Genomic DNA, 18441 nt, shown 5'->3' with positions numbered 1-18441 from the left:
CTACAGGTCGGCGGGCGCTGTGCCGAGCAGGCGTTGTTCCAGGTGATCCAGGTGGCGGTTCATCAGGGCTTCGGCCTTTTCGACGTCAGCCGCCTGTAGCGCATCGATGATCGTCGCGTGCTCTTGCCAGGCGCAGCAGTGGTGGGCGCGGCCTTCAAACTGGGCGATGGCCAGGGAGGTCAGCGGCACCAGGCTGCCGAGAAACTGCGCCAGTGGGGCGTTGCCGGCCACTTCAGCCAGTTGCAGGTGGAACTCCCCGGACAGGCGGATGGCCGGGCCGCGTTGGTCGCGCTCAATGGCTTCACGTTCCCGGGCGATCAACTGTCGCAGGGACTGCAACTGGCGTCGGGGTTGCTGGCAGGCCAGGCGCACCAGGGTGATTTCCGTCAGGCGCCGGGCGTGCAGGATCTGCCGGGTCTGTTCCAGGTCAGGAGCCGCGACCTGGGGGCGGTAATTGGGCCGCAGGATCACCACTTGCTGGTGGGACAAGCGCGCCAGAACCTGGCGGATGATGCTGCGGCTGACGCCGAAGGCCTGCCCGAGGCTGTCTTCGGTGAAGCGGCTGCCGGGGGCGATGCGCTGCTCGAGAATGGCGTCGAAGATCTGCGGATAGACATCATCGACCAGCAGTTTTTTTTCGCCGCACTGACGCCGAGGCAGGCTGGCCACCAGGGTGAAGGGGTTGTTTTTCAGGGCGTAGCTGACCATGGCCTGTCTCCAGTCCAGTTGCTGACTCGGGGGTTGATTACAGGGCGTTGGAGCCCAGGTGATCGTCCGGAATATTCAGTTCGATGCCCATGCGCTGGCCTTCCTGGAGGATGTGCCGACGCATCTCGGCGCTGGCCAGGGCGCTGTTCTTGTTGCGGATCGCCCGCACCACGGCTTCATTCTCTTCCAGGCGTTCGGCCAGGTGCTCTGGCGAATTACGCAGGATCTGCGCACTTTGCTTGAGGGCATTGCTGGTCTGTTGCACCACGTTCTGGAAGATCGGGTTGCTGGTCAGGGTGAACAGTTCCTCGTGGAAGGCGATGTAGGCATTGACCCCGGCTTCGCTGTCATTGGCCTCCAGGGCTTCGCGCATGTCCATCAGGGTCAGGCGCAGCTGGCCGACTTCCTTGCTGCTGATGGATTGCGCCACCAGCCCGACGATGAAGGGCTCCAGGGTGTAGCGCAGTTGCAGCACGTCCTCGAGGCTGGCGCCGGCCACGCTGCGCTCGGCACCCTGGGCTTCGCCCTGGGGCGCATCCAGCACCACCACGCCCTTGCCAGGCATGGAGCGCACCAGGCCCAGGGTTTCCAGGACGATCACCGCTTCACGCAGGCTGGGGCGGCTGATGCCCAGTTGCTCGGCCAATTCACGTTGCCCGGGCAGCATGTCGCCGGAGCGCCACTGGCCTCGGGCAAGGGCCGCCCGGAGCTTTTCTACCACTGAATTCACAACCGTTGACGAGCTGATCACTGTTGACTCCATGAGCTATCGGTAGCGCGCTGTTGCCGCGCTGATTGTTGTGCCTGCCGTCGGCAGGCACAAGGTTGGATCAAAATTCCTGCTGGTGGGCACCGGCCACCGGTTTTCGCGCCTGGAAGGTATAGCCCTGTTGACCACTGAGCACCTTGTTGGCCCGTTGCACGTCGATGTCCTTTTCCCAGCGGGCGATGGCCACGGTGGCCACGCAGTTGCCGATCAGGTTGGTCAGGGCGCGACCGATGCCCATGAACCAGTCCACTGCCAGCACCAGCACCAGGCCCACCACCGGAATTGCCGGGATCGCGGTCAGGGTCGCGGCCAGGATCACCAGGGCCGAACCGGGAATGCCATGGGCGCCCTTGGAGGTGATCAGCGACACCAGGAGGATGGTCAACAGGTCCGACATGGACAACGGCGTGCCGGTGGCATTGGCGATGAAGACGATGGCCAGGGTCAGGTAGATGGAGAAACCATCCAGGTTGAACGAGTAGCCGGTGGGAATCACCAGGCCTACGGTGGAGCTGCCAATGCCCAGGTGCTCCAGCTTGCGCATGATCTGCGGCAGGACGGCGTCGGAGGAGGCGGTGCCGAGAACGATCAGCAACTCTTCGCGCAGGTATTTGAGGAAGGGCAGCATGCGCAGGCCCGACAGGCGCATGACCAGGCCGAGGATCAGCGCGACGAAGGCGACGCAGGTCAGGTAGAACAGGCCCACCAGGCTGCCCAGGTGCTGCAGCGAATCCAGACCGTATTTGCTGGTGGTGAAGGCGATGGCGCCGAACACGCCGATGGGCGCCAGGCGCACGATCATGCCCATGATGCGGAAGATCACGTGGCTCAGTTCATTGATCAGCCGGGAAATGCCCGAGGCCGCTTCGCCTACCAGGTTCAGGGCACTGCCGAACAGCACCGAGAACAGCAGCACCTGGAGGATATTGTTCTCGGCAAAGGCACCGATCACCGATGTGGGGATCAGGTCCATCAGGAACTGGGTGGTGGTGTGCATGTGCTGGCCGCGCTGGGCGATATCGCCCATGTCGGCGGTGGACAGCTGCTCCAGGTGAATATTGGCGCCGCTGCCGATGCCGGTGCTGAAGGCCATGACCAGGCCGATCACCAGGGCGATGGTGGTGAGTATTTCGAAGTAGATCACTGATTTGAGGCCGATGCGGCCGACCTTCTTCAGGTCGCCGGCGCCGGAGATGCCGCTGACCACCACGCAGAACACGATCAGGCCGATGAGCATCTTGATCAGCTTGATGAAGCCGTCGCCCAGTGGTTTGAGTTGTGAGGAGTATTCGGGGAGGGTGAGTCCGCACACGATGCCGAGCATCAGTCCGAGCACAACCTGGAGGAAAATCGAACGCGAGCACCATCTGAGCATGGGGAGGAATCCTGGTCGGTGTCCTGTCTGCCGTGCGCGGGGGAGCGCAGCGGATGGAGGACTTAATTATTGTGGTCTTACCGGTATGTCCAGTGCAGGCGCAGTCTACGCTCGGGTTTTATGGGTTTACAAGATGCTGAACGAAAATTGGCTTTACCGGTCTGACCAGTGGTTTTTCCTCCCCTGGCCACTGTAGCCGCTGCCGTAGGCTGCGATCGCCGAGTATCTTGCGTTCGCAAGACCTCGCAGGCTCCTTTCAGCGCCTGGTGCGGCGGTCATCCAGGCACAAAAAAGCCCGGCGCTGGGCCGGGCTTTTTCTGTTGCGGTCTGCGGGCTGATTAAGCGCCGTATACCGGCAGCTTCTTGCAGATGGCCTTGACCTTCTCACGCACGGCGTCGATCACCGCTTCGTTGTTCAGGTCCGCCAGGATGTCGCAGATCCAGCCGGCCAGTTCCTTGCACTCGGCTTCCTTGAAGCCACGGGTGGTCACAGCCGGAGTACCGAAGCGCAGGCCGGAGGTGACGAACGGGGAACGTGGATCGTTAGGCACGGAGTTCTTGTTCACGGTGATGAACGCTTTGCCCAGAGCGGCGTCGGCGTCTTTACCGGAGATGTCCTGCTTGATCAGCGACAGCAGGAACAGGTGGTTCTTGGTACCACCGGAAACCACGTCGAAACCGCGGGCGATGAACACTTCGGCCATGGCTTGGGCGTTCTTCACCACTTGTTCCTGGTAGGCCTTGAACTCAGGCTGCAGCGCTTCCTTGAAGCAGATCGCTTTAGCGGCGATCACGTGCTCCAGCGGGCCACCCTGGGCGCCCGGGAATACCGCGGAGTTCAGCTTCTTCTCGATGTCGGCGTTGGCGCGAGCCAGGATCAGGCCGCCACGTGGACCGCGCAGGGTCTTGTGGGTGGTGGTGGTGACCACGTCGGCGAATGGCACTGGGTTCGGGTAGACGCCAGCGGCGACCAGACCGGCCACGTGGGCCATGTCGACGAACAGGTAGGCACCGACCTTGTCAGCGATTTCGCGGAAACGCGGGAAGTCGAGGATCTGCGAGTAGGCGGAGAAACCGGCCACGATCATTTTCGGCTTGTGCTCGACGGCCAGGCGCTCGACTTCGTCGTAGTCGATCAGGCCGTTGGCGTCGATGCCGTACTGAACAGCGTTGTACAGCTTGCCGGAGGAGGAAACGGCAGCACCGTGGGTCAGGTGACCACCGTGGGCCAGGCTCATGCCCAGGATGGTGTCGCCGCCTTGCAGCAGGGCCAGGTAGACCGCTGCGTTGGCTTGGGAGCCGGCGTGTGGCTGGACGTTGGCGTAGTCGGCGCCGAACAGCTCCTTGGCGCGATCAATGGCCAGCTGCTCAACCACGTCGACGTATTCGCAACCGCCGTAGTAGCGCTTGCCTGGGTAGCCTTCGGCGTATTTGTTGGTCAGTACCGAGCCTTGAGCTTCCATCACCGCTGGGCTGGTGTAGTTTTCCGAAGCGATCAGCTCAATGTGCTCTTCCTGACGCTGAGCTTCTTGCTCCATGGCGGCAAAGAGATCGGCGTCGTACTTGGCAATAGTCAAATCACGGCTGAACATGGCGGTCCTCAAGGATCGGGGGGCAGAAAGGGGAGGCATTCTAACCCAATGGGTTTTAGATGGCATATGAAAGGACATCATGTCGCATAGAAGCAGCGTTCAAGTGACGAGCAGCAAGCCGCAAGCAGAAAACCGCCATGCTTTCTTGCCGCTGGTCGCTTGAAGCTTGCCACCGCTTCTAGTCGAACATGAACAGGGCGTCGTTGCTGAACTGCGCTTCGAAGCGGTTGGCTGGCATCGGCCGGCCGAACAGGTAGCCCTGGACCTCGTCGCAGCCGTGTTCGCGCAGGAACTCCAGCTGCTCGTGGGTTTCCACGCCCTCGGCGATTACCGCCAGGTTCAGGCTGTGGGCCATGGCGATAATGGCACGGGCGATCTGCGCATCCTGCTCGCCGGACGGCAGGCCGTCGACGAAGGTGCGGTCGATCTTCAGCACGTCGATGGGGAACTGCTTGAGGTAGTTCAGCGATGAATAGCCGGTGCCGAAGTCGTCCACCGCGATGCTCAGGCCTAGATTCTTCAGGCCGTCGAGAATCTGCATCGCCTCGCTGACTTCGCGCATCAGGATACTTTCGGTGAGCTCCAGCTCCAGGCACGCCGGCGGCAGGCCGGTGTCCTTGAGGATGGTGGCGATGCGCATGCCCAGTTGGCCGTCGGAGAACTGCCGCGCGGAAATGTTCACCGAGACCTTCGGCACCCGCACCTTGGCCTGGTGCCAGGACTTGAGCTGGCGGCAGGCTTCGCTGATTACCCAGTCGCCCACATCCACCACCAGGCCCAGTTCTTCCAGGACCGGAATGAAGTCGCCCGGCGGCACCAGCCCGCGGCGCGGATGACGCCAGCGCAGCAGCGCCTCGGCACCGGTCAGGCGTTTGCCGTCGCCGCTGAACTGCGGCTGGTAATAGAGCACGAACTCTTCCTGTTCCAGGGCGTGGCGCAGGTCGCTTTCCAGCTCCAGGCGCTCCAGGGCACTGGCGTTCATGTCGGCCTGGTAGAACTGGAAGTTGTTCTTGCCGCGCTCCTTGGCGTGGTACATCGCGGTGTCGGCGTTCTTCATCAGCTGGCTCAGTTCTTTGCCGTCCTGAGGGCTCAGGGCGATGCCGATACTGGCGGTGACGAAGAACTCCCGACCTTCGAGGACGAAGGGCTTGACCAGGCTGGCGAGGATCTTCTCGGCCACATTGATGGCCCGGTTCAGGGCGATCTCGCGGCTGGCGCGCGGTTGCAGGAGCAGGGTGAATTCGTCGCCACCCATGCGCGCCACGGTGTCGTCATCGTCGACGCAACCCAACAGGCGGGTGGCCATTTCCTTGAGCATGCGATCGCCCGCCGCGTGGCCCAGGGAGTCGTTGATCGGCTTGAAACGGTCCAGATCGAGGAACATCAGCACCACCCAGGACTTCTGCCGCTCCGCCGATTGCAGCGCGGTGTGCAGACGGTCCTGGAACAGGGTGCGGTTGGGCAGGTGGGTCAGGGCGTCGTAGTAGGCCAGGCGGTGAATCCGCTGTTCACTGGCCTTGCGCTCGCTGATGTCGCTGAAGAAGCATACGTAGCTGGCCAGGTCGCCTTCATCGTCGAGCACCGCAGTGATGCCGACCCAGGCCGGGTAGTGCTCGCCATTGCGGCGCTTGAGCCAGACTTCGCCTTCCCAACTGCTGTGCTGGTGCAACTGCTTGAGCACATAGCGCAGGTGGGCTTCCTGCTGGTCGTCGACGGTGAGCATGTTCGGCAACTGGTCAAGCACCTGGGACACCGCGTAGCCGCTGACCCGGCTGAAGGCTTCGTTGGCCTGGACGATGTAGCCGGCGGGGTCGGTGATCAGGATCGCCGAGGTCGAGTGCTCGAATACCGTGGCCGCCATGCGCAGGTCTTTTTCCGCCCGGCGTTGCTGGCTGATATCGCGGCCAACCCCGAGCACGCCCTCGAAGGCGCCGTGTTCGTCCCACACCAGGACCAGGCGCAGTTCGATGGGGATCTTGCGCCCATCGGCTCGCAGGCAGTCGAACAGGAACAGCTGGGTCTGCACCTGGCTGCGCAACTGCGCCAGTTGCTCGGGTTTGTCCAGGGCCTTGCTGACCCGGTCCATCAGGGTGTAGATGCCGGCCAGTTGCTGTGGGTTGGCGATGGTGGACTGCCAGCCATTCTGGAAGATCCACTCCACGTCGTAGCCGAGCACCGCATGCACCGAGGGGCTGACGTAGTTCAGCGACAGCTTGTTGTCAGTGGAGAAGATCACGTCGCTGATGCTTTCGGCGAGCATGCGGTAGCGCTGTTCGCTGTCACGCAGCGACTCGCTGGCCTCGATCTGGTCGGTGATGTCCTTGGCCACGCCGATGATTCGCGTCACCTGGTCGTAGCGATCCCGGGCCAGGGCCTGTTCGCGGATCTCGAAGCGCCGCCACTGGCCGCTGCGGTGGCGGAAGCGCAGTTGGCATTGCAGGAGCTGGGCGTAGGCCGAGTGGCGCTGTTCCTGGCGCAGGCGGTGATAGAGGTCAGCGTCTTCCGGGTGCAGGAGGATTTCCCAGAAGTACTCGCCCATCTGGTGCAGTTCGGTCTTGTTGTAGCCGAGGGTCTGGCCCAGGTGGTGGTTGCTGAAGATCATCCGTTGGCTGATCACGTCCTGCACATACAGGTGATCGGGCACGGTGCGCACCACGTCCGACCAGAAACCTTCGCGCTCCAGCAGCGACAGCTCGATCAGCTTGCGGCTGGTGATGTCGCTGATGCTGAGGATCACGGCGCTGTAATCCTCAGTCGCTTCCGGCAGGCGCAGCACCAGCCATAGATGCTGGTCATTGCCCTGGGCGTCGCTGAGCTTGATCTCCAGTTCCAACTGTTTCTGCTGGTTGACCACGGCTTCCAGTAACTGGCCGCCGATGGCGTTGCCGTTCTTCGGGCAGCCTTCGATCAGTAGCTGCCAGGCCTGGTCGCTGGATTCGACATTGAGCAGGCGCAGCGCCACCTGATTGACTTCGGTGATGCGCAATTCTTTCAGCAACTGGCGACGGTGGTCCGGATGGCTGGATTGCCAGCGCTTGAGCTGCTCGCTGTTGTGTAAATGGTGTTGGCCGAGCAGGTCCGGGAGCCCGGAGATATCCAGGACGCAGAGGGCGACCCCTGTGCCCTCGAAAATATCCTGATAGCGTCGCCGGCCCTCGTGGAGCTGGCGTTGGCGCCGACGCATGTTGAGCAGGGCAATCACCGGCAGTAGGGAGAACGCCAGGCCCAGCAGGCACTTGCCGATAAAGGCCGGCAGCAGTTCCTCGATCACCGCCCGTTGGTCGAACAGCCCGCGCAGCTGCCAGTCGCTATTGTTCAAAGGCACCAGCAGCACACTGCTGGCCATCTCGTCGGGGTCCAGCATGCCTGGGGTCGGGGCGCTGCGTTCGTCGCGCTTGATCACCTGTCGGCTCAGGCGATTCTCGATCACCCAGGTCGGCTTGAAACTTTCCTCGCTTTGCCGCACCAGGGTCTGCAGGAAACTGGGGGACATGCGCAGTATCCAGAAACTGCGAGTCGAGCCACTGGCCTGGTGCAGCAAGACATGCACCACTGAACCGTCGGCAGGATTGCTGTAGTAATAGCGCTGGGAACGGCTGCGCTGGACCAGTTCGGCGAGCCAGAGAGCATCCTGACTGTCGGTGGCGCTGTCGCTGAGGATCTGCCCCTGGCTGTCCAGCAGGGCGAAACTGCGGACGTCCGGCAGGGAGCGCTTGAGCTTTTGCAGCAGTTGCTGTTGTTGCTGGCTGTCTTGGGGGGCTTCGACGGTCGGTAGCAGATTGAGGGCGATCTGGGCATTGAGCGCCAGGTTCAGGCTCAGGTGGTCGGCCAGATCGGCGCTGTAGTCGATGGCGTGCTGGCGCTGGTCCTTGCGGGTTTGCTGCAGTTGATCGAGCAGTTGCCAGAACAACAGGGCCAGGAGCAATAGCACCAGCGTCGCCAGTGCGCCTTTGAGTGTGCCCCGCAAAGGAAGGGCCGACGCGGAGGCTTTAGCGCGCGCGGGCTGTGGCGAAATGACGTTGGACAAGCTGTGATCCTGCGGTTTGGCTGGGCTGGCGCGACGTGCACTATAAGCCGGACGCCCGAAGGGCGGCTAGCATGCCTTGAGTTGTGGCAAAGTGCCAGTCCCGCTTGGCTGGACCTGGATCGTGCATTGAGGTAGTTTTGCCGGTTACGCGGGAGCGTTCCAGCTCCAAACAATCAGGCTTTTTCCGCCCGTCGGTATTGATCATGGTCAATGCCGGTGCCGCGCATGGCCTGGCCCGGGCCCGGCCCGTTCTATTCATCTGTCACTGACGCTAGGTTCACCATGGCTCAATACGTCTTCACCATGCATCGGCTGGGCAAAGTTGTTCCGCCGAAGCGGGAAATCCTGAAAAACATCTCCCTGTCTTTTTTCCCTGGCGCCAAGATCGGCGTACTGGGCCTCAACGGTTCGGGTAAGTCCACGCTGCTGAAAATCATGGCCGGCGTCGATACCGAGTTCGAAGGTGAAGCCCGTCCGATGCCGGACCTGAATATCGGCTACCTGCCTCAGGAACCACAACTGGATCCAACCAAGACTGTGCGTGAAGTGGTCGAGGAAGCGGTGAGCGTGATCAAGGACGCCCAGGCACGCCTGGACGAAGTCTACGCCGCCTACGCCGAGCCGGATGCCGATTTCGACAAGCTGGCCGCCGAGCAGGCCAAGCTGGAAGCCATCCTGCAAGCCAGCGACGGTCATAACCTGGAGCGCCAGCTGGAAGTGGCCGCCGACGCCCTGCGCCTGCCGGCCTGGGACGCCAAGGTCGAGCACCTGTCCGGTGGTGAAAAGCGTCGTGTGGCCCTGTGCCGCCTGCTGCTGTCCGCCCCCGACATGCTGCTGCTCGACGAGCCAACCAACCACCTGGATGCCGATTCCGTGGCCTGGCTGGAACACTTCCTCCACGACTTCCCAGGCACCGTGGTCGCGATTACGCACGACCGTTACTTCCTGGACAACGTCGCCGGTTGGATTCTCGAACTCGACCGCGGCGCCGGTATTCCTTACGAGGGCAACTATTCGGGTTGGCTGGAAGCCAAGTCTGCGCGTCTGGCCCAGGAATCCAAACAGCAGTCGGCCCATGAAAAGGCCATGAAGGAAGAGCTGGAGTGGGTGCGCAAAGGCGCCAAGGCCCGCCAGTCGAAATCCAAGGCTCGTCTGCAACGCTTCGAGGAAATGCAGTCCCAGGAATTCCAGAAGCGCAGCGAAACCAACGAGATCTATATCCCGGCCGGTCCGCGCCTGGGTGACAAGGTCATCGAGTTCAAGAACGTCACCAAGGGCTACGGCGACCGCGTGCTGATCGACAACCTGTCGTTCTCCATGCCCAAAGGCGCCATTGTCGGCGTGATCGGTGGTAACGGTGCCGGTAAATCGACCCTGTTCCGCATGCTCATGGGCAAGGAAACCCCGGATTCGGGCAGCATCGAGATCGGTGAGACCGTGCAGCTTGCCTGCGTGGATCAGAGCCGTGAGGACCTGGACGGCAGCAAGACCGTGTTCCAGCAGATTTCCGACGGTTCCGACCAGATCCGCATTGGTAACTACGAGATCCCGTCGCGTACCTACGTCGGTCGCTTCAACTTCAAGGGTGGCGACCAGCAGAAGTTCGTCAAGGACCTGTCCGGTGGTGAGCGTGGCCGTCTGCACCTGGCCCTGACCCTGAAAGAGGGCGGCAACGTCCTGCTGCTCGACGAACCGTCCAACGACCTCGACGTCGAAACCTTGCGTTCCCTGGAAGAGGCCCTGCTGGACTTCCCGGGCGCCGCCATCGTGATTTCCCACGATCGGTGGTTCCTGGACCGGGTGGCCACTCACATCCTGGCGTACGAAGACGATTCGCAAGCGGTGTTCTTCGAAGGCAACTACACCGAGTACGAAGCCGATCGCAAGAAGCGCCTGGGCGAAGCCGCAGCGCAACCGCACCGTGTGCGGCACAAGAAGCTGGCCTGATCGGCTCGCTGCTTGAAACAAACGGAGCCTTCGGGCTCCGTTTTTTTTGTTCGCCGGTAAGCCGGCGCCTACAAAAATACTGCCGTTGCGGTAGGCGTCGGCTGACCGGCGAAGGGTTTTCTGCGACTCCCCAAAAACGTGCAGGCCATGCAATTTGTACCACCAAATCCGTGCACAAAATCCCTGAAAATCGTCGTCATTTATATCTAATGCACCATTTAAATTCATATCTGCGACATTTTGCGCTGTCGCGGTGCGAGTTGAATTGATAAAGTCCCGGGCAAATCTCCCCTTAACGACAATAAATTTGCCGAGACTTCCCATGATCGAATCCGTCGAAGATTTCCTCGCCCGCCTGAAAAAGCGCGATCCGGACCAACCTGAGTTTCATCAGGCGGTGGAAGAGGTCCTGCGCAGCCTTTGGCCATTTCTCGAGGCCAATCCGCACTATCTGAGCTCCGGTATTCTCGAGCGAATCTGCGAACCGGAACGCACTGTGGTGTTTCGCGTGTCCTGGGTCGACGATCAGGGCAAGGTCCGGGTCAATCGCGGTTTCCGCATCCAGATGAACAGCGCCATCGGTCCCTACAAGGGCGGCTTGCGCTTCCATCCGTCGGTCAACATGGGCGTGCTGAAATTCCTCGCCTTCGAGCAGACCTTCAAGAACTCCCTGACGTCCCTGCCCATGGGCGGCGGCAAGGGTGGCTCCGACTTCAATCCCAAAGGCAAGAGCGATGCTGAAGTGATGCGCTTCTGCCAAGCCTTCATGACCGAGCTGTACCGGCATATCGGTGCCGATGTGGACGTGCCTGCGGGCGATATCGGCGTCGGAGCCCGGGAAATTGGCTTCCTGTTCGGTCAGTACAAGCGCTTGAGCAACCAGTTCACCTCGGTATTCACCGGCAAGGGCATCAGCTACGGCGGCAGCCTGATCCGTCCGGAAGCCACGGGGTTCGGTTGTGTGTACTTCGCCGAAGAAATGCTCAAGCGTCGTGGTGCCCGGGTTGAAGGTCAGCGAGTGGCGATTTCCGGTTCCGGTAACGTGGCGCAATACGCGGCCCGCAAGGTCATGGACTTGGGCGGCAAGGTGATCTCCCTGTCGGACTCCGAAGGCACCCTGTACTGCGAGTCCGGCCTGAGCGAAGAACAATGGCTGGCGGTGCTGGAACTGAAGAACGTCAAGCGTGGACGCATCAGCGAACTGGCGACTCAATTCGGCCTGGAGTTCCGCGCCGGGAAAACCCCATGGGACTTGCCCTGCAATATCGCCCTGCCATGCGCCACACAGAACGAACTGGATGCCGAGGCTGCGCGTACCCTGCTGCGCAACGGCTGCATCTGCGTCGCCGAAGGCGCCAACATGCCGACCACTCTGGAGGCTGTGGATATCTTTATCGAGGCCGACATCCTGTTCGCCCCGGGCAAGGCATCCAATGCCGGCGGAGTGGCGGTGAGCGGGCTGGAGATGTCGCAGAACGCCATGCGCCTGCTCTGGACTGCCGGTGAAGTGGACAGCAAGCTGCACGCCATCATGCAGTCGATCCACCATGCCTGCGTGCACTACGGCGAAGAGAACGGTCGGATCAACTACGTCAAAGGGGCGAACATCGCCGGCTTCGTCAAGGTTGCCGATGCCATGCTGGCCCAGGGCGTGGTCTGAGCCGTCTCAGGCCAGTTCGATTCGGATGATTTCGATCAACTGATCCCCAGCCGGCCGTTGCCACAGGACTTCGTCACCGGGTTGTGCCCCCATCAGGGCACGGCCCAGGGGCGAGGCCCAATTGATCAGGCCTCTGGCGACATCGGCCTGATCCTCACCGACCAACTGCACGCTCTGCTGCTGATCCTGTTCATCGGCAAAGGTCACGCGGCTGCCGATCTGCACCTTGTCGCAGGTGCTTGCATTGACCACCTGGGCGCTGTGCAGGCGTGACGAGAAATAGCGCAGGTCCCGCTCCAGTTCCGCCACCTGCTGCTGGTCTGCGGCGTCCCCCAAGTCGGTTTGTGCCGAGTGCTGGCTGTGCAGTTCTGCCACCTTGGCCTGCAACTCGGCAAAACCCAGGGGCGTGACGTAGTTGGGCAGGGTGCTGATCTGACGTTCCACGGGTTGCTCGACCTGGGCTGCGGCCAGATCTTCATTGACGAAAGCGCGGCTCATGGTTGTTCTCCTTAAAGGGAGCGATGGACCATGGTTGCAGGCTTTTGACCCGGGCGGTTAGCTGAAAACGACTTATTGCGAGCGATAAGTCCGAGCCGCGTCACGGTCCTTCTCCTGCTGCCAGGCACGTTCCCGTTCGTCCCAGTGACGTTCCCGGTACTCATTGCGGTCCTGGTTCTCCAGCATGCCCTGGCACTGGCGGAAACCATCGCTCCAGCCCTCGGCATACTGCGGGTCCTTGAGGTAGCGCGGAACGTCCTTGCGATACTCACCGCTGATCGATCCTGCCGCCTGACGGCCGCTGACGCAGCCAGCGTCGAAGCCGTCGACAAAGGCCGGCGGATAGCCTTGCTTGAGCAAATACTCGTGGTTCGACTCACAACCACCGATCAGTGCCAGCACTGCCCAACCATAACGCCACATCGAGTCACTCCCAGGCTTCACCTGAGTGAAGTCTAGAAGGGCGATTGTCGGCGACGCGTGAAAACCTTGTCGCTGGCAACTTGAGGCTTGCAGCTGTTCTTAATAGTGATACCACTTGAGTTCGAGCATGACTTCGTTGACCGGGCTAGCCAATTGGCTGAACTCGCGCTGCGCGCTCAGGCGCAGGCCCAGGTTGCGGGACAGTTCCCATTGCTGGTTGAGGCTCAGGCTGCGGCGGACTTCGCCGTTGGTGAAGTAGTCGCCCTTGGCTTCGAGGCTGAAGTTGCCCAGTGGGTTCTTCCACAGCAGCCCGGAGTTGAAGCCTGCCGCCGGGGCGATAAACCCGGCGAAGTCGGCGTTGTGTTCTACCCGCACGGTACCCAGGACAAAACCCAGGGTGTCCTCGCCCAACTGCCAGGTACCGCCGGCGCCGCCGTTGACGTGGCTGACCAGGGTTTCATCGTCGTGCTTGCCAGGCACCCGCTCCAGGCCGCCAGTGACCTGCCAGGACCAGGGTTGCAGCAGTTCGTTGCGTGGAGTCAGGGAGCGGATGGTCGCCAGGTCCAGTTGTTGCAACTGCCAGCGGTTGCCTTCGTACTGGCGCAGTTTCATCTGCAGGATTTCGATCTGCGCCCCTAATGGGAAACCCTCGGCGTTGTCATTGAGGTCGTGGTAGGCCATGCGCAGGCCGTATTCGGCAAAGGCCTTGTCGTCCCGGGTTCCGAGCCCCAGTTGCCAGGTACGGGACTGGTGACCATCTTCCGGCAGGCCAGGGCGTTCGATCTGCAGTTCCGGCGCGGGGTTCTGGTTGATTGCCCGCAACAGTTCGAAGCTGCGCTGGGAACGCTCGGTATCGCGCTCCAGCCCGTTGGCCCGGTAACGCTCAAGGCGGTAGGCAGCGTCGACGATCAAGGCCTGGCGAGCCCGCGGCAGGGCCTTGAACTCGGCGCCCTGCAGTTGTTTCTGATCGGCGCTGACCTTGAGCACCCATTGCTGTTCGTCGTGGCTCAGGGGCTGGGCGCGGCTGAGCAGCTCCCGCTCCCGGGACGGGCGATAGTCGATGCGCTCCACCAGCCCGGCGTCCTTGACCGCCTTCACCGTGTCGGTGGGAATGGCGGTCAAGGGGAATTGTCCGGTCAGGCGCAGGCTGGGCCTGGCGACTTGTAGCAACTCCAGCAGGCGGTAGGAGCAGTTCTCATCGAAGAAGAAGTAGTCGAACTTGATCTGCTTGAGCTCCCAGACGTGCTCCACCATGCGCTCGGTTTCAACTGGCGTCAGGTTCAGGCGGTACTCCCACAGGTCGCGGTTTTCCAGGCTGCGGTACTCCGAAAGCTTCTCCTGGTAGGGCACCAGGGCAAACAGTCCGGGGTAGCCGCCCATCAGGCCTTTCCACGCGTAGAGGATGCTGTTGTCCGAACCTTCGATATAGGCACCGAAGTTGATCGCGTAGCTGAGCAGGGCCGTGTTGTTGCTTTGTACGTCGGCCTGGTCGATGCGTAGCAGGGTATGGCCAAACATCGATGAGGGGCTGTTGAGGTAGGCCGCGGGGAAAATCATCACGGTGCTGTGGGGCGAGACATCCTTGAACCATTGTTTGAATTCGCTGCACTCGACTTGGGGCAAGTCATTCAGCCCCAGTTGTGCCTTGAGCCAGCGGGTGCGGGACGGATAGACGCACTGCGCATGCCGGTCACCGGCGTCTGGGGCAGCGTAGAGGGCGTTCAGCGTCGCGCTCAGCTCGGCGTCGGGATGGTGGGCGCCATCGGTTGCGAGGAAGAACTTCGGATCACTGACATAACTGCGCCAGCCGCCCAGCTTGGCGGTTTCATAGTGTCCGATGGAAATCCAGAACGGGTCATTGGCCAGTTGCTGCAAACGTTGGGGATCGATGTGGGGCGCGGCATACAGCGGGGCGCAGACAAAGAGCGCCAGGTAGGCAAGGCGTTTGAGCATGGTGGGCAACTTAAGTCGGAAATACAAAGACCCAAGATGGGCAAGGTCAAGAAGACAAAACCCGCTCCCCGGGGGGAGCGGGCGGGTCGAGCTTAAGCTGGAGTGGCGTATTTCGCCAGGCGCGCATCGTTCTTCAACACGGCCAGGGTATTGGTGTGCACATCTTCCGCGGTCACGTCAGCCTTGCTGAAGATCTGTTGGAAGTGTTCGTGGGTGACCGCAGCAAAGTGCGCACGGTCTTCAGGGGCGACACCGAGTACCACGGCGTAGGTGGTCAAGGCTTCGCCTTGGCCCTTGGCCATGTCTTCGGAGAGCTCGTTCATCATGCCGTTCATGGCGAACCAGGATTTACCACCGTAAGTCAGTGATGCATTGGTGGAGCAGCCGTTGGTGCCGGAAGTCATGCCGAAGGTCGCGTTACCGGAGGTGCCGTTGGTGGTGGAAGCCAGGAAGTGCGCTGGAGTACCACGCTGACCTTCGAACAGCATGTTGCCCCAGCCGCAATCCGGACCGCCTGGCGCCTGAGCCATGGCGTTGAGGGATACAGCGGTGAAAAGAGTACCGAGAAGAATCCGTTTCATAGCGTTGTTCTCTTTGTGTGCATACCAATGGACAGGGAGACTGGCGCTGATTGGCGCCAGTGGGCCGGTTATCTATCCAGCCGCGCAGTTTGGAGTTTAGGCAGGTTCCATGGGTTCCGTAGATTTTTACAAAACAATGCCTGAAATAGCTGGTTTTACATGGGGCGGGTAGCTGTATCCGCCTTGTCTATGCTTTCCCCTGAGGCGCGCCTTGCCAGCCGGGCATACCCGGCGCCAGAATGCCGCCATCTGCCCCGCCTGATGTAAGGAAGCCCGATGCCTGATCCTGTTGCTGCCAGCCTGCGTCTTGCGCCTGAAGCGCTGACCCGTCCTTTCTCTGCTGAACAGTTCAGCTTCTCGACCACCAATGATTTGGAGCCCTTTCGCGGCGTGCTTGGCCAGGAACGTGCGGTCGAAGCCTTGCAGTTCGGCGTGGCCATGCCACGCCCCGGTTACAACGTGTTTGTCATGGGGGAACCCGGCACGGGGCGCTTTTCTTTCGTAAAGCGCTACCTGAAGGCTGAAGGCAAGCGCCTGCAGACCCCGTCTGACTGGGTCTATGTCAACAATTTCGACGAGCCCCGGGAGCCTCGGGCGCTGGAACTGCCGGCCGGTGCCGCGGGCAGTTTCATCAGCGACATCAACGGTTTGATCGATAACCTGCTGGCGACGTTCCCGGCAGTCTTCGAGCATCCGTCCTATCAGCAGAAGAAGAGCGCCATCGACCGCGCGTTCAACCAGCGTTACGACCGCGCCCTGGACGTGATCGAGCGCCTGGCCCTGGAAAAGGACGTGGCGCTGTACCGCGACAGCAGCAATATCGCCTTTACCCCGATGCTCGATGGCAAGGCCCTGGACGAAGCCGAGTTCGCCCAACTGCCGGAGGCTGATCGCGAGCGTTTCCACGAGGACATTTCCGCTCTGGAAGAGCGCCTTAATGAAGAGCTGGCGAGCTTGCCGCAGTGGAAGCGCGAGTCGAGCAACCAGTTGCGTCAGCTCAATGAAGAAACCATCACCCTGGCCCTGCAGCCGTTGTTGGCGCCACTGTCCGAGAAGTACGCGGAAAACGCTGCGGTCTGCGGTTACTTGCAAGCCATGCAGGTCTATCTATTGAAGACCGTGGTCGAGCAACTGGTGGACGACAGCAAGACCGATGCGGTGGCACGCAAGCTGTTGGAAGAACAGTACTGCCCAAGCCTGGTGGTGGGCCACCCGGCCAGTGGCGGCGCGCCGGTGGTGTTCGAGCCGCATCCGACCTACGACAACCTGTTCGGCCGGATCGAGTACAGCACCGACCAGGGCGCGCTCTACACCACGTACCGGCAGTTGCGTCCCGGTGCACTGCATCGAGCCAATGGTGGTTTCCTGATTCTGGAAGCCGAGAAGATGCTCAGCGAACCCTTTGTCTGGGACGCCCTGAAGCGTGCCCTGCAATCGCGCAAGCTGAAGATGGAATCGCCTCTGGGCGAGATGGGGCGTCTGGCTACCGTGACCCTGACGCCGCAGATGATTCCGCTGCAGGTCAAGGTCATCATCATTGGTGCTCGCCAGTTGTATTACACGCTGCAGGACCTGGATCCGGACTTCCAGGAAATGTTCCGGGTACTGGTGGACTTCGACGAAGACATCCCGATGGTGGATGAAAGCCTGGAGCAGTTTGCCCAGTTGCTGAAAACCCGCACCTCGGAGGAGGGCATGGCCCCGCTGACCGCCGATGCGGTGGCGCGCCTGGCCACCTACAGCGCGCGTCTGGCGGAGCACCAGGGGCGTCTGTCGGCGCGGATCGGCGACCTGTTCCAATTGGTCAGCGAGGCCGACTTTATCCGCCACCTGGCTTCCGACGAAATGACTGACGCTGGACATATCGAAAGGGCGCTGAAGGCCAAGGCGACGCGTACCGGTCGGGTATCGGCACGGATTCTCGATGACATGCTCGCCGGCATCATTCTCATCGACACTGATGGTGCGGCCGTGGGCAAGTGCAACGGCCTGACGGTACTGGAGGTGGGGGATTCGGCGTTCGGCGTGCCAGCGCGGATTTCCGCCACGGTCTACCCCGGTGGCAGTGGCATCGTCGACATCGAGCGCGAGGTCAATCTTGGCCAGCCCATCCACTCCAAGGGGGTGATGATCCTGACCGGTTACCTGGGCAGTCGCTATGCCCAGGAGTTCCCCCTGGCGATTTCCGCGAGCATTGCCCTGGAGCAGTCCTACGGCTACGTGGATGGCGACAGTGCTTCGCTGGGGGAGGCCTGCACGTTGATTTCGGCGTTGTCGAAAACTCCACTCAAACAGTGTTTCGCCATCACCGGCTCGATCAACCAGTTCGGCGAGGTGCAGGCTGTGGGCGGAGTCAACGAGAAGATCGAAGGCTTCTTCCGCCTGTGCGAAGCCCGCGGCTTGACGGGAGAGCAGGGTGCGATCATTCCTCAGGCCAACGTGGCCACTTTGATGCTCGATGAGAAGGTGCTGCAGGCCGTACGTGCTGGACAGTTCCATGTGTATGCGGTGCGTCAGGCTGATGAAGCCCTGAGCCTGCTGGTGGGCGAGCCGGCTGGTGAACCGGATGCCGAAGGTCAGTTCCCCGAAGGCAGCGTCAACGCGCGGGTGGTGGAGCGCCTGCGGGTCATTGCCGAGATGATCAGCGAAGAAGACCTGAAAGAAGCGGAAAAGGAACTGGCGCAAGAGGCGCTGACAGAGGCCAAGCCGGCGTGACAGTGGCCGCTGGCGAGGGCTTTGTCCCTCGCCAGCGGCGTCAGTGGGCTGACGCCAATTTCTCAAAATAGACCATTCGGCGCCTGTTGGATCGGTCAACTTTGTTTATCAGGCTTTTCTTCTATTCTCAGGGCAAGGAGAACGACAGTCGTCGCTGGATCGAAACAGTCCTCTACTGAAGGCTGAACAGTGG

The 18441-nt window shown here is 61.5% G+C and carries 12 protein-coding genes; 3 read left to right on the top strand and 9 right to left on the bottom strand.

Annotated features, from left to right (window positions below; genetic code table 11):
* From PFZ56_RS01265 to PFZ56_RS01245, 5 genes are all read right to left on the bottom strand, one after another.
* Positions 1 to 708 (bottom strand): GntR family transcriptional regulator, encoded by a 708-nt coding sequence (locus tag PFZ56_RS01265; protein WP_170002344.1) that lies wholly within the window; start codon positions 706 to 708, stop codon positions 1 to 3.
* A gap of 37 nt (positions 709 to 745) precedes the next feature.
* A complete protein-coding gene (locus PFZ56_RS01260; protein ID WP_102882271.1) occupies positions 746 to 1459 on the bottom strand; it encodes a FadR/GntR family transcriptional regulator in 714 nt (237 codons plus the stop codon).
* Positions 1460 to 1538: 79 nt separating this feature from the next.
* Positions 1539 to 2852, bottom strand: coding sequence for a C4-dicarboxylate transporter DctA (locus tag PFZ56_RS01255; protein WP_102882270.1), 1314 nt, complete (start codon positions 2850 to 2852; stop codon positions 1539 to 1541).
* A gap of 338 nt (positions 2853 to 3190) precedes the next feature.
* Positions 3191 to 4444 (bottom strand): serine hydroxymethyltransferase, encoded by a 1254-nt coding sequence (gene glyA / locus PFZ56_RS01250; protein ID WP_102882269.1) that lies wholly within the window; start codon positions 4442 to 4444, stop codon positions 3191 to 3193.
* A gap of 178 nt (positions 4445 to 4622) precedes the next feature.
* Positions 4623 to 8471 (bottom strand): bifunctional diguanylate cyclase/phosphodiesterase, encoded by a 3849-nt coding sequence (locus PFZ56_RS01245; protein WP_102882268.1) that lies wholly within the window; start codon positions 8469 to 8471, stop codon positions 4623 to 4625.
* A 282-nt stretch (positions 8472 to 8753) separates the two neighbouring features.
* Here PFZ56_RS01245 and ettA point away from each other — a divergent pair, with 282 nt between their 5' ends.
* The gene (ettA, locus tag PFZ56_RS01240) at positions 8754 to 10418 is read left to right on the top strand and encodes an energy-dependent translational throttle protein EttA (protein WP_092309880.1); all 1665 of its coding nucleotides are present in this window, start codon (positions 8754 to 8756) and stop codon (positions 10416 to 10418) included.
* Between the two features lie 322 nt (positions 10419 to 10740).
* A complete protein-coding gene (gene gdhA, locus PFZ56_RS01235; protein ID WP_102882267.1) occupies positions 10741 to 12078 on the top strand; it encodes an NADP-specific glutamate dehydrogenase in 1338 nt (445 codons plus the stop codon).
* A gap of 6 nt (positions 12079 to 12084) precedes the next feature.
* On the opposite strand, the gene PFZ56_RS01230 is transcribed toward gdhA, so the two are convergent.
* The 4 genes from PFZ56_RS01230 to PFZ56_RS01215 all read right to left on the bottom strand — a co-directional run bounded on the left by PFZ56_RS01230 (position 12085) and on the right by PFZ56_RS01215 (position 15533).
* Entirely contained in the window at positions 12085 to 12576 is a 492-nt protein-coding gene (locus tag PFZ56_RS01230; RefSeq protein WP_170002346.1) for a GreA/GreB family elongation factor, read from the bottom strand.
* 72 nt (positions 12577 to 12648) lie between these two features.
* A complete protein-coding gene (locus PFZ56_RS01225; RefSeq protein ID WP_170002348.1) occupies positions 12649 to 12999 on the bottom strand; it encodes a hypothetical protein in 351 nt (116 codons plus the stop codon).
* Positions 13000 to 13098: 99 nt separating this feature from the next.
* Complete coding sequence (locus PFZ56_RS01220; RefSeq protein ID WP_102882264.1) at positions 13099 to 14952, bottom strand: DUF4105 domain-containing protein; 1854 nt, start codon at positions 14950 to 14952, stop codon at positions 13099 to 13101.
* Positions 14953 to 15044: 92 nt separating this feature from the next.
* Entirely contained in the window at positions 15045 to 15533 is a 489-nt protein-coding gene (locus PFZ56_RS01215) for a DUF3015 domain-containing protein (RefSeq protein ID WP_011063564.1), read from the bottom strand.
* 276 nt (positions 15534 to 15809) lie between these two features.
* Between PFZ56_RS01215 and PFZ56_RS01210 the strand changes: the two genes are divergently transcribed.
* Positions 15810 to 18248, top strand: coding sequence for a Lon protease family protein (locus tag PFZ56_RS01210; protein WP_102865439.1), 2439 nt, complete (start codon positions 15810 to 15812; stop codon positions 18246 to 18248).
* Positions 18249 to 18441 lie beyond the last annotated feature (193 nt).

The sequence above is a fragment of the Pseudomonas danubii genome (genome assembly GCF_042980055.1).
GTDB lineage: Bacteria > Pseudomonadota > Gammaproteobacteria > Pseudomonadales > Pseudomonadaceae > Aquipseudomonas > Aquipseudomonas danubii.
Note: the sequence above shows the minus strand (reverse complement) of the source record. Positions and strands in the feature narration are given on the sequence as shown.